The sequence below is a fragment of the Roseobacter sp. MH60115 genome (assembly GCF_015644665.1).
Lineage (GTDB): Bacteria > Pseudomonadota > Alphaproteobacteria > Rhodobacterales > Rhodobacteraceae > Roseobacter.
On sequence record NZ_JADOBQ010000002.1, the window covers coordinates 519,592 to 531,539 of the forward strand.

At 62.7% G+C, this 11,948-nt stretch carries 10 protein-coding genes; 5 read left to right on the plus strand and 5 right to left on the minus strand.

Features of this window, described 5'->3' with window-relative positions; genetic code table 11:
- Nucleotides 1-13: 13 nt before the first annotated feature.
- The 3 genes from ISX84_RS08160 to ISX84_RS08170 form a co-directional block, all read right to left on the minus strand.
- Nucleotides 14-376 (minus strand): hypothetical protein, encoded by a 363-nt coding sequence (locus ISX84_RS08160; protein ID WP_195819840.1) that lies wholly within the window; start codon nucleotides 374-376, stop codon nucleotides 14-16.
- Between the two features lie 276 nt (nucleotides 377-652).
- The gene (locus tag ISX84_RS08165) at nucleotides 653-1,354 is read right to left on the minus strand and encodes a GntR family transcriptional regulator (protein ID WP_195819841.1); all 702 of its coding nucleotides are present in this window, start codon (nucleotides 1,352-1,354) and stop codon (nucleotides 653-655) included.
- On the minus strand, nucleotides 1,351-2,715 hold the full coding sequence (locus ISX84_RS08170) for a formimidoylglutamate deiminase (RefSeq protein ID WP_195819842.1): 1,365 nt from the start codon (nucleotides 2,713-2,715) through the stop codon (nucleotides 1,351-1,353). The genes ISX84_RS08165 and ISX84_RS08170 overlap by 4 nt, the downstream gene beginning before the upstream one ends.
- A 78-nt stretch (nucleotides 2,716-2,793) precedes the next feature.
- Between ISX84_RS08170 and hutI the strand changes: the two genes are divergently transcribed.
- The 5 genes from hutI to ISX84_RS08195 are packed head-to-tail and all read left to right on the plus strand — an operon-like array spanning nucleotide 2,794 to nucleotide 9,034.
- Complete coding sequence (gene hutI / locus ISX84_RS08175; RefSeq protein ID WP_195819843.1) at nucleotides 2,794-3,987, plus strand: imidazolonepropionase; 1,194 nt, start codon at nucleotides 2,794-2,796, stop codon at nucleotides 3,985-3,987.
- Nucleotides 3,984-5,525, plus strand: coding sequence for a histidine ammonia-lyase (hutH, locus tag ISX84_RS08180; RefSeq protein ID WP_195819844.1), 1,542 nt, complete (start codon nucleotides 3,984-3,986; stop codon nucleotides 5,523-5,525). The genes hutI and hutH overlap by 4 nt, the downstream gene beginning before the upstream one ends.
- The gene (gene hutG, locus ISX84_RS08185) at nucleotides 5,522-6,322 is read left to right on the plus strand and encodes an N-formylglutamate deformylase (RefSeq protein WP_195819845.1); all 801 of its coding nucleotides are present in this window, start codon (nucleotides 5,522-5,524) and stop codon (nucleotides 6,320-6,322) included. Before hutH ends, hutG begins: the two co-directional genes overlap by 4 nt.
- Complete coding sequence (hutU, locus tag ISX84_RS08190) at nucleotides 6,319-7,989, plus strand: urocanate hydratase (protein ID WP_195819846.1); 1,671 nt, start codon at nucleotides 6,319-6,321, stop codon at nucleotides 7,987-7,989. Before hutG ends, hutU begins: the two co-directional genes overlap by 4 nt.
- A 4-nt stretch (nucleotides 7,990-7,993) precedes the next feature.
- Nucleotides 7,994-9,034: an aromatic ring-hydroxylating dioxygenase subunit alpha gene (locus ISX84_RS08195; protein WP_195819847.1), complete on the plus strand. Its 1,041-nt coding sequence runs from the start codon at nucleotides 7,994-7,996 to the stop codon at nucleotides 9,032-9,034.
- 8 nt (nucleotides 9,035-9,042) lie between these two features.
- Here ISX84_RS08195 and ISX84_RS08200 read toward each other — a convergent pair whose 3' ends face one another.
- Together ISX84_RS08200 and ISX84_RS08205 are read right to left on the minus strand one after the other, a co-directional pair.
- Nucleotides 9,043-10,638: a gamma-glutamyltransferase family protein gene (locus ISX84_RS08200; RefSeq protein ID WP_195819848.1), complete on the minus strand. Its 1,596-nt coding sequence runs from the start codon at nucleotides 10,636-10,638 to the stop codon at nucleotides 9,043-9,045.
- Nucleotides 10,639-10,801: 163 nt separating this feature from the next.
- The gene (locus ISX84_RS08205; protein WP_195819849.1) at nucleotides 10,802-11,878 is read right to left on the minus strand and encodes a DUF2793 domain-containing protein; all 1,077 of its coding nucleotides are present in this window, start codon (nucleotides 11,876-11,878) and stop codon (nucleotides 10,802-10,804) included.
- Between the last annotated feature and the right edge of the window lie 70 nt (nucleotides 11,879-11,948).

Here is an 11,948-nt window from a genome sequence, read left to right on the forward strand (position 1 = left end):
AAAGGGTGAAAGATCAGGCCTGGGGTGGCGCGCGCGTCAGCCGGGTGGGGTCGAGAGGTTTCGCGTGATGACGCAGTTGCGCAATGACGCGCATGCGTTGGGTGGTGACCGGGATCTCGCGTTGTGCTGTCGATGCATGAGGCGGGCAGGCGACGGTGTCCACCAGACGGCAGGCCTCGCAGTTCTGGCTTGGCCCCGGGGCGTCGCCCGTGAGACCGCAAAGCTCTTCAAGCGTGCCGCCCGCGTCGAGAAAGGCGAGCAGATCGGGATCCACCGGCGGCTGTGATGAACGATGCGCAAAGCCAATGGCCGTCATCGCTACGAGCAGAGTTGCCGTGAGACAAAGCTTGGCAAAGAGGCGGAACACGGCGGGCATGAATTCCCTCTATTGCAGAAGCGGGCATGGCACCAGAAAAAGTTCAGGATCGCGAAAGGGGACCGCGGGCGCTTTGTCGATGATTGCAGAGGTCAGGCTGGCATCAAGTCGCAAATTGTCGCGCGGGTAATCGTGTCGGCGAGGATTTAGTGTTCGCCATCCTCCATCGGCAGAACGTGATGAGGCTGATGTCGGTTTGAAGGGACAACACCCGGCGGCCTGAGATATCATCGGGGCACCCGTATCCATTCAAGGGCAATGCTTGTCCAAGTGGCGTCAGAGGGCCGTGCGCAGTTGATGGCCCGGCGCGAAGGTCAGCCTGACTTTGGTGACCGAGACGGCGTGATCCCATGTCAGCCGGTCGATGACAAAAACCGCCGCGTGCAGGGGGCACCCCAAAAGCCGGGCCTCCTCTTTTGTCGCGGCAGCGGCGGAAAAGGCGATCTCGCCGTGGGTATAGGGGGCATTTGCCAACAACCATTCGTTGCCGCTGATCGTCTCGAAACCTTCGTTCACGGCTGTCGGCACCGTCGCGGTATTGATCCAGCGATCTTCGACCGCATAGGGCGCGTCATTGGCAAGGTGCAGGGCGCTGAGGTGCAACATGCGTGTCGTCATCGGGACCTGCAATGCGCCGCTGACCTGCGCGGGCGGCTCTTGCAGCCTGCGTGAAATCAACTGATATCCATATTTTTGCCCGCGCGCTTCGATCTCCTGCCGGATGAGCGAGATATCGATGGTCGCCTTGGCCACGGGCTGCAATGCAACGCGTGTGCCCGCCTTGCGGCGTCGGTCCAGCAGTCCGCTTTCTGCCACGGTCCGAAGGGCACGGTTCACCGTCGCCCGCGCACAGCCGAACTCTTCAGCAAGGTCCGCTTCGTTGGGGATCAGATCACCGGGCTTCCATTCCCGCGCGTGAATGCGCCGCAGCACCTCTTCCTGTACGGTCTGCCAGTTCCGGAAGGCGGGTCTGTTCACAATGCGTCTCTCAATTCAACCTGTGTGCGGCGATAGGCGCCCAGAATGCTCTGGCGGTGCACATGTCGACCCTCTTTCACCATCTGTCGCCCGGCCGACCAGACATCTGTGACCAGACGGTCATCGCCCGCAAAAAACCATGTGTCCAGAACGGCGTCGCCCGCGCGACCGTCCAAGTGAACCGAACCGGCATCCAGCGCCAGCATATCTGCCAGCGCGCCTGCTTCCAGCCGCCCGGTTTCACGCCCCGTTGCCCGAGCGCCCCCCTGCAAGATCTGATCAAAGATGTGCCGCCCGGTGGAACGGGTCGGCATGGCCAGCGCAGCGCGGCTGTGATCGCGCAGGCGCTGGGTGTACTCCAACGTGCGGATCTCCTCACTCAAGGAAATTCGGATGTTGCTGTCGGAACCGATGGCCATTTTGCCCTGGGCCTGCAGCCAGCCCGCAGCGTCGAAAATACCATCCCCCAGATTGCTTTCGGTGATCGGGCAGAGGCCCGCCACCGCGCCTGTCCTTGCCAATGCGGCGGTTTCGTTAGGGTTCATCTGCGTGCAATGGATCAGGCACCAGCGATCATCAAGACCCATGTTTTGCAGCGCCCATTCGACCGGGCGCGCCCCCCAATGGGCTTGGACCTCTTCAACTTCGGCCAGTTGCTCGGCCAAGTGCATGTGAATTGGCCCTTGAGGGAAGAGGGATGCGTAGTTTTGCAGATCCCGCGCGCCGACCGCGCGCAAGGAATGCGGTGCCACGCCGATAGAAGCATCTGCCGGCAGGTGTTCCAGGGCGTCCTTTGCCCCGCCGCATAGCCGCTGGAAACGATCAAGATCGTTGCCGAAACGGATTTGTCCGCTGGTCAGCGCGCGCCCATCGCACCCGCCAAACTGATAGTGGACCGGCAAAAGGCACAATCCGATGCCGGATTGAGCAGTTGCGGCGATGATACGTTCGGACATTTCCGAAAGCGTGTCATAGGGCGCCCCACCCGGTTGATGATGCAGATAGTGGAATTCGGCGCTTGTCGCGTAACCGGCCTCCAGCATCTCCATCTGCACAAAAGCGGTGATTACTTCGACGTGCCACGGGGTCAGCCGATCCAGAAAGCGGAACATCAACTGGCGCCATGTCCAGAAACTGTCCCGGGCGTCGGGCCCTTGTGTCTCGGTCAATCCCGCCATGGCACGCTGAAAGGCATGGGAATGCACGTTGACCGGGGCTGGTAGCAAAATACCGACTTGCAGGCCTTGGGCGCGCGCATTTGGCACAATCTCTGAAAAGGTCCCCGCATCGGTGACTGAAACGAGGACATCCTGCGCCCAGCCGCTGGGAAGAAGCGCCTGTTGCGCCCAGATCTGCAGCATATGTGTCTCGCTTGACAGAATTATTATGTACATACATAAAATCATTAAACACACATCAATACAAGCGAGTCGCGCCTCATGCTCATTCGGAACGCCACGGTTGCCACGCTTGCGCGATCCGACAGTTTCGGTCTTATCGAAGAGGCTGTGATTGCCCTGGACGGTGCGCAGATCGCGTGGGTGGGGCCGGAGGCTGAACTGCCGCAGACGTTCGGATATCTGGAGCCCTATGATGCTGGCGGACGATTGGTCACCCCGGCGCTGATCGATTGTCATACGCATGTGGTCTTTGGCGGCAACCGCGCGTCGGAATTCGAGCTGAGACTGAATGGTGCAAGCTATGAAGAGATTGCGCAGGCGGGCGGCGGGATCGTCTCCACCGTCGCGGCGACCCGTGGCGCCAGCGACGCGCAGCTGCTGGCTGATGCCCTGACCCGGGTGGATGCGCTGATGGCCGAGGGCGTCACCCTGATTGAGGTGAAATCCGGTTACGGGCTGGATCAGGAAACCGAGCTGAAAATGCTGCGTGTCGCGCGGGCGATTGCGGATAAACGCCCCATCGAGGTGCGCACCAGTTTTCTGGGTGCTCACGCTGTGCCAGCGGAGTACACCGGTGACCCGGACCGCTATCTGGAGAAACAGTGTCTGCCAGCGCTCAAGGCGGCCCATGCAGAAGGGCTGGTCGATGCGGTGGACGGGTTTTGCGAGGGCATTGCCTTTAACACAGAGCAGATCGCGCGGGTTTTCGATGTGGCGCAAGACCTCGGTCTGCCGGTCAAACTGCATGCGGAACAGCTTTCCCAAAGTGGCGGCGCGCAACTGGCAGCCCGTGCTGGCGCACTCTCTGCCGACCATCTGGAGTGTGCAACCGATGCGGATGCTCAGGCATTGGGGCAGGCGGGTACGGTCGCCGTGTTGCTGCCGGGCGCGTTTTACACGCTCCGCGAAACACAACAGCCGCCCGTGCAGGCGTTTCGGGATCACGGCGTGGCCATGGCGCTGGCCACGGATTGCAATCCGGGATCATCGCCGATGACCTCGCTGCTGCTCGCGATGAACATGGGCTGCACGCTGTTCCGCATGACCCCTTTGGAAGCCCTGCTGGGGGTTACGGCTCATGCCGCCCAGGCGCTCGGGGCGTCGGATCGCGGGCGGGTCGTAGCAGGCATGCGTGCGGATGTGTGCATCTGGGACGTTCGGCACCCGGCGGAACTGGCCTATCGTATCGGTTTCAATCCGTTGCATGCGCGCTTTTTCAACGGTGCGCCATGACGGTGGTTTTGACGCCCGGCGCTGCAACCCTGGACGAGCTTCACCATATCTGGGCAAGCGGCGCTCCCGCTGTGCTCGCCCCCTCCGCTCATCCGCAGATCGAGGCGGCTGCCGCACTTGTGGCCAAGGCCGCAGCGGATGACGTCGCGATCTACGGGGTGAACACCGGCTTTGGCAAACTGGCCAGCGTCAAGATCGCGGCAGAGGACACGGCCAAGCTGCAACGCAACCTTATCCTGTCCCATTGCTGCGGCGTTGGTGATCCGCTGGATCTGGCGACAACGCGGCTGATGATGGTGCTCAAACTGCTGTCGCTTGGGCGCGGGGCATCCGGCATCGCGCTTGAAACCGCGGCCCTGATTGAACGGATGCTGGAGTGTGACGTTGTTCCGGTGATCCCGTCGCAAGGCTCCGTGGGGGCTTCGGGAGATCTGGCACCTTTGGCGCATATGGCCGCCACCATGATCGGCGAAGGGGAGGCGCATTTTGCCGGGGAGCGCATGTCTTCCCGGCAGGCTCTGGGCAAGGCAGGTCTCGCCCCGATCATCCTGGGTCCAAAAGAAGGTCTGGCGCTGATCAATGGCACGCAGTTTTCAACCGCCTGCGCACTGGTGGGCCTCTGGGGTGCGTGGCAGAACGCGGCCGCCTGCGTGGTCACGGCGGCGCTCTCCACCGATGCCATCATGGGATCCACGGCGCCGTTGCAGGACGCCATCCACACGTTGCGGGGGCATGCCGGTCAGATTGCCGTCGCGCGGGCGCAACGCGCGCTCATGACCGGATCGGAGATCCGTGAAAGCCACCGCGACGGCGACACCCGGGTGCAGGACCCCTATTGCATCCGCTGTCAGCCGCAGGTCACCGGGGCGGCGATGGACCTTCTGCATGCCGCCGGTCGCACGCTGGAGGTGGAGGCCAATGCGGTGACCGACAATCCACTGGTGCTGGTGGAACAGGGGTTGATTGTCTCCGGCGGGAATTTTCACGCCGAACCGGTGGGTTTTGCCGCAGACCAGATCGCGGTGGCCATATCGGAGATCGGCGCGATTGCGCAGCGGCGCGTGGCCTTGATGGTCGACCCGACGCTCTCCTTTGATCTGCCGCCGTTTCTGACACCCGATCCGGGGCTGAATTCCGGGTTGATGATCGCTGAGGTCACAACGGCTGCGCTGATGAGCGAGAACAAACATCTTGCCAACCCCTGCACCACCGACAGCACGCCGACGTCGGCCAATCAGGAAGACCACGTCAGTATGGCCGCACATGCGGCGCGACGCTTGGTGCGGATGAATGCCAACCTGAATGTCATCCTTGGGGTGGAGGCAATCTGTGCCGCACAGGGCATCGCCTTTCGCGCGCCACTCCAGACCAGCGACCCCTTGCGGCGTGTGATCAATGTGCTGCGCCGGGAGGTTCCGGAGATCAGCGACGATTGCTACATGGCGCCGCTGATCGAGGCGGCGGCAGCGATGGTGGCGGGCGGCGCGCTGACCGGAGCGGTGGATCTGCCTGATTTCGTGAAAGGGCACGCGGAATGACCCCCGTGACGGTCACCCGTGGCGATGCCCCGATCGTGCTGGGTCTTCCGCACGCCGGTACTGAGGTGCCGCCGGAGATTGCGCAGACGCTGAATAAAACCGGAAAGGCGCTGGCCGATACCGACTGGCACGTAGATGCGCTTTATAACGGGCTGCTGCCACAGGCGACGGTAGTGCGGGCGGCGTTTCACCGCTACGTGATCGATGCGAACCGCGATCCCGATGGCCACAGCCTCTATCCCGGACAGAATACAACAACGCTGGTGCCGCTGACAGATTTCGACGGGCAGGGGATCTGGACGACGCCGCCAACGGACGCAGATGTGGCGGACCGGCGGGCCGCGTTTCACACCCCCTACCACGCGGTCCTGACGTCCGAGATTGCACGTCTGCGTCAGAAACACGGCGCGGTGATCCTGTTCGACTGCCATTCGATCCGCTCACGCATTCCTTTTCTCTTTGACGGCGTGCTGCCCGATTTCAACATCGGGACGGACGATGGCAAGACCTGCGCCCCGCAGATCGCCCAGGCTGTCCAGGACATCTGCTGCGCGGCTCCCGGCTACAGCACCGTCGTCAACGGTCGGTTCAAGGGCGGCTGGACCACGCGGCACTATGGGCGCCCGGCGGAGGGCGTGCATGCGATCCAGATGGAACTGGCGCAGTCCACCTATCTGACCGACGAAGCGGCACCCTGGACGGTCGACCCTGCCAAGACTGCCCGATTGCGGCACCACCTTACTCATATTCTGGCCATGCTGACGGCCCTTGTCCCAACCCTTGGAGGTTCCCGATGAATTCCTCGCGTCACAACATCCGCGACGTCTTTCCCCCCACCGGGCCGGAGATCACCGCCAAAAGCTGGCTCACCGAGGCGCCGATGCGGATGCTGATGAACAACCTGCATCCGGATGTGGCCGAGAACCCGCATGAACTGGTGGTTTATGGCGGGATCGGGCGCGCGGCGCGCACTTGGGAGGACTTTGACAGCATCGTCGCCAGCCTCAAAGACCTCGACGAGGATCAGACGCTGCTGGTGCAATCGGGCAAGCCGGTCGGCGTTTTCCGCACCCACAAGGATGCGCCGCGGGTGTTGATCGCCAATTCCAATCTGGTGCCGAACTGGGCCACCTGGGACCATTTCAATGATCTCGATAAGTGCGGGCTGGCGATGTATGGCCAGATGACGGCCGGATCGTGGATCTACATTGGCACGCAGGGCATCGTGCAGGGCACCTATGAGACCTTCATGGAGGCGGGGCGCCGGCACTATGATGGCAATCTGACGGGCCGTTGGATTCTGACGGGCGGTTTGGGCGGGATGGGCGGGGCGCAGCCGCTGGCGGCGGTCATGGCGGGCGCTTGCTGTCTCGCCGTGGAATGTGACGAGACCCGCGCCGATTTCCGGCTGCGCACGCGGTACGTGGATGAAAAGACCTCGTCGCTGGACGACGCGCTGGGGATGATCGACCGCTGGACCAAGGCGGGCGCGGCGAAATCCGTGGCGCTGATCGGCAACGCGGCGGATGTCTTCCCTGAACTGGCAAGGCGCGGTGTGCATCCCGATATCGTAACCGATCAGACCAGCGCCCATGACCCAATCCACGGTTATCTGCCGCAGGGGTGGAGCGTGGCCGAATGGCGCGCCAAGCAGGAGAGCGATCCCAAAGCGGTCGAGAAAGCTGCGCGCGCCTCCATGAAAATCCATGTAGCGGCCATGGTCGATTTCTGGAACGCGGGCGTGCCGACGCTGGATTACGGCAACAACATCCGGCAGGTGGCGCTGGAGGAGGGGTTGGAGAATGCCTTTGCCTTTCCCGGGTTCGTGCCCGCCTATATCCGTCCGCTCTTTTGCCGAGGCGTGGGGCCGTTCCGCTGGTGCGCGCTTTCGGGTGATCCGGAGGATATCTACAAGACCGACGCCAAGGTGAAGGAATTGATCGACGATCCGCATCTGCACAACTGGCTCGATATGGCGCGGGACCGGATCGCGTTTCAGGGGCTGCCCGCGCGCATCTGCTGGGTCGGGCTGGGGCAGCGGCACAAGCTGGGGCTGGCCTTCAACGCGATGGTCCGCAGCGGTGAGCTGTCCGCCCCGGTGGTGATCGGGCGCGACCATCTCGACAGTGGTTCCGTTGCCTCGCCCAACCGCGAAACCGAAGCGATGAAAGACGGCTCTGACGCGGTCTCCGACTGGCCTCTGCTCAACGCGATGCTGAACGTGGCAAGTGGTGCGACGTGGGTGTCGCTGCACCACGGCGGTGGGGTCGGTATGGGGTTTTCGCAGCATTCCGGCATGGTGATCTGCTGTGACGGCACCGAAGACGCCGACCGGCGACTGGCCAATGTGCTTTGGAACGATCCGGCCACCGGGGTGATGCGCCACGCGGATGCAGGATATGAGATTGCACTGGACTGCGCCCGCGAACAGGGGTTGAATTTGCCGGGGATATTCCGGGAGTAGGCAGATGTTTCTGAAGAACGCGTGGTATGTGGCCGCCTGGGATCACGAGGTGACGCGTGCCTTGCAGCAGATCACCGTTCTGGGGGAAAATATCTGCGTCTTCCGGTCCGAAAGCGGCGAGTTGGTGGGCCTTGAAGACGCCTGCCCGCACCGCAAACTGCCGCTCTCCAAGGGGCGGATCAAGGGCGACACCGTGGAATGCGGGTACCACGGGCTGACCTTCGATTGCGCGGGCCATTGCGTCTGGGCGCCGGGCGGCGGGCGCATTCCGTCGGAGGCCCGGGTGCATGCTTATCCGCTGCAGGAGAAATACGGTCTGGTCTGGATCTGGATGGGCAATCCGGCGCTGGCAGACCCTTCCGAGATTTTCGAGATCGACCATTATGAAGATCCGGCCTGGGGTATCAATCGCGGGGCGGCGATGGAGCTTGATTGCAACTACCTGCTGATGTGCGACAACCTGCTGGATCCGACGCATGTGGCTTGGGTACACGCGAGCAGCTTTGGCCAGAGTGCGACCCGGGATGCACCGCTGCGGGTCACCAAGACCGATGACGGCGTGATCGTGCACCGCTGGATGATGGACGTGGAGCCCGCGCCGTTTTACAAGAAAGTCATCGGCTTTGAGGGCAATTGCGACCGGTTGCAGCACTATGAGGTCCGCTATCCGTCCCACGCGCTGATCAAGGCGATCTTTACCCCTGCGGGCACCGGCGGGCCGGAGGGCGGGCTGCATGACGATGTCTTCATCATGGACAGCTACAATTTCATGACACCGACGACGGAAAGCACGACCCGCTACTACTGGTTCCAGTTGCGCAACATCCGGCCCGACGACGCGGCACTGTCCCGGATGATGAGCGAGGACGTTCAGCATGCCTTTGAAGAGGACCGCGCTATTCTGAACGCGGTGCAAAAGGGCATGGCAAACAAACGCACGCCGCATATCGATCTGCCCATCGATGGCGGGCAGTTGCGATTCCGGCGCCAGCTTCAGGCGATGATCAACGAGGAACGCGCGGTGGATGCCCAGATGGCGGAGTGATCCGCTGGTCAGAACCCCACGGCGGCCCCGTCCTTGCGGGGGTCGGACCCCGCGACATATCCGCGTCCGGGTAGCCGGTGGATCAGTTGCGCGCCGCCGAAGCCAAAGGCGTTGTCCGGCGCTTCGAGCGTGATCTGATGCCCCATCGCGCGCAACGCCTCCACGGTCGCTTCGGGCATCGCGGTCTCGCAGGCAACCCCGAGCCCATCGGTGACCCGCCAGCGCGGGGCATCCACCGCCATCTGCGGGTCCTGTCCAAAAAGCTGGGTGCGCAGTACCATTTGCACATGCCCCTGCGCCTGCATCGGCCCACCCATGACGCCGAAACTCATCTTTGGCCCGTCCGGTCCCATCAGGAACCCCGGAATGATGGTGTGAAAGGGGCGTTTATTCGGGCCGACATGGTTCTGATGCGCAGGATCGAGGCTGAACCCCGCCCCGCGGTTTTGCAGCGCAATGCCAGTGCCGGGCACGACGACCCCTGACCCGAAGCCCGCGTAATTGGACTGGATGAAGGAAACCATCATGCCCGAGGCATCTGCTGCCGTCAGATAGACGGTGCCGCCCTGCTTGGGCGCGCCCGCTCTGAAGTCGGTCGCGCGGGCCAGGTCGATCTCACGCGACCGTGCCGCAAGATATTCGTCATCCAGCAGATCATCGACTGTGATGGATTGCATGTGATCGAGATCGGCGACATAGCTTTCCGCATCGCGCAGGGCGAGCTTCATCGCTTCGATCTGCAGATGCAGGGCCCGCGGGTCATCGGCCTGCATCTCGCGGATCTCCGTGTTGCCGAGAATACCTAAGCCCATCAGGGCGGCGATGCCCTGCCCGTTGGGTGGGATTTCATGTAAGATATTGTCGTCAAAAGATTTCACGATTGTGCCGCACCAGTCCACCGTGTGATTGGCCATGTCCGCGCGGGTCAGAACAGCATCATGTTGGCGGGCGAAATCCGCGATTTCAGCGGCGATCCCGCCTTCGTAGAACGCTTTACCTTTGGTCTCTGCGATCAGCTGGAGGGTGCGCGCATGACCGGGGCTGGCGAAGTACTCCCCGGCCCGTGGGGCCCGCCCGCCGGGCATGAAGGTCTCGGCAAAGCCGGGCTGATCCCCCAGTTCATCTGCTGCCCGTCGCCAGAGGGCCGCGATGACCGGGGAGACCGGAAATCCATCTTCAGCGTAGCCGACGGCAGGTTCAAAGAGCTTTTCGAAAGGCAGCTTGCCGAACCGATCAGACAGCTCGACCCAGGCGGAGACGGCACCGGGCACGGTGACGCTCTCCCAGCCCCGAAAAGGCATTTTCTTGCGCCCTGCGAAACGCTCCGCTGTCCATCCTGCGGGTGAGCGGCCCGATGCATTCAGACCGTGCAACTGCGCCCCGTCCCAGAGAATTGCAAAGGCATCCGATCCGATCCCGTTTCCGGTGGGCTCCACGACGGTCAGCGCAATGGCCGCTGCCAGGGCCGCGTCAACCGCATTGCCGCCCTGCGCCAGCATGCGGAGGCCTGCCTGAGCCGCCAGCGGGTGCGACGTGGCCACGATGTTATCTGCGGCGACAGCCGAACGGCGGGAAGGGTAGGGGTGCGTCGCGCGGAGTTTCATGGCAGACCTCTGAGGCAAAAGGGATGATGCCGCAGCCGTTTGGGAACGACTGCGGCTTTGCCATGATCTGGTCCATTGCGCGCGGCAAGGTCAACCCACACCGCGTCGCGATTTATTAAAGAAAGTGCACTGCTGACGCAGTGACCTGCGCGCCCGGACGGGTTCAGCCGACCTTGAAGCCCCAAAAGGCGGTGTCATCGGCTTTGAAATAGCCATCGAATCCGCGCAGTTGACCTTGCACCTCGACCGTGTCGCCCGCGGCGAGCAGCGCCATGCTCTGCACCGTCAGGGTTGTCTGTTCCGACACATGCGGTCCTGTGACCTCGCCCAAAGACCCGGTGATGACATCTGTCCCATTCAACAGCAACCGCGCGCGCATCCGCGACTGGGCCGACGCATTCTGCTTGAACGTCAGGGAGGCGCCAAAGAAATAGCTGCCTGCCACCGGGGCCACGAATTGATTTGTCCCGGCATTCAGCGCTGCCTGATCATTGAATTCCGCACTGTTGATCGCAAGGGTCGTCCAGACATCTGCAGCCGTATAGTTGTCGAAGTTTGTCGTTGCCTTGAACCGAGGCAGGTTCGGTTGCTCCACCACGCCGGTCCCGGCATCCACGATCAGGCCGTCGCGGAAATCGACCCCATTGGCGGATGTGGCCAATCGCAGATTGTCGCTGCCAAAAAGCCCAAAGAGGCCGCGTGTGCCAAAATCCTGCTGGAAGACGAAACCGGCGTCGCCGCCTGTTGTCTCCTTGTTCAGCGTGGAGATCATGTTGCCGTCGCCGCCGTCGGCTTGGTAAAGCCCGGTCCACAGTGCCGCGTTCAGCTTGGCGGAGAACGGCGCCGTGGGCAGGGCGACCATGCCGATCCCGAAGGCTTCGATTTCCTGCAGTTCGTCGCTGTCCAGATCAATCCAATCCGTCCCGTCATAGACCACCATCGTCTCGCGACCCGTGACATAGGCGCGCCAGCCAGCCTTGGGTTGAAAGTACTGCCACAGACCGTTCTCGAACAGGGCAAGCTCACCATCATGCCCCGACCACGCTGCCGTCGCCGCATCACCCACGATGTGGCGGTCGCCTTCGGCAGGTGTGGCAGGGGGCGCAGGCTGATCGTCGCTCAGGACGCCCAGCTGGGTCAGCACATCCAGAATGCGCAGGGCTTCGTTGTGAGTGACGTGCTTCTGAGCCTGACTGGGCTGGATGAAGGGCAAAGACAGGCAGCTGGAGGTATCGGCCATTGGAATTCCCATGAGAAGATTCTGATCGGGCCGAGGGTGTGCCAAATGTCTTGCGGCGGCCTTAAACCAC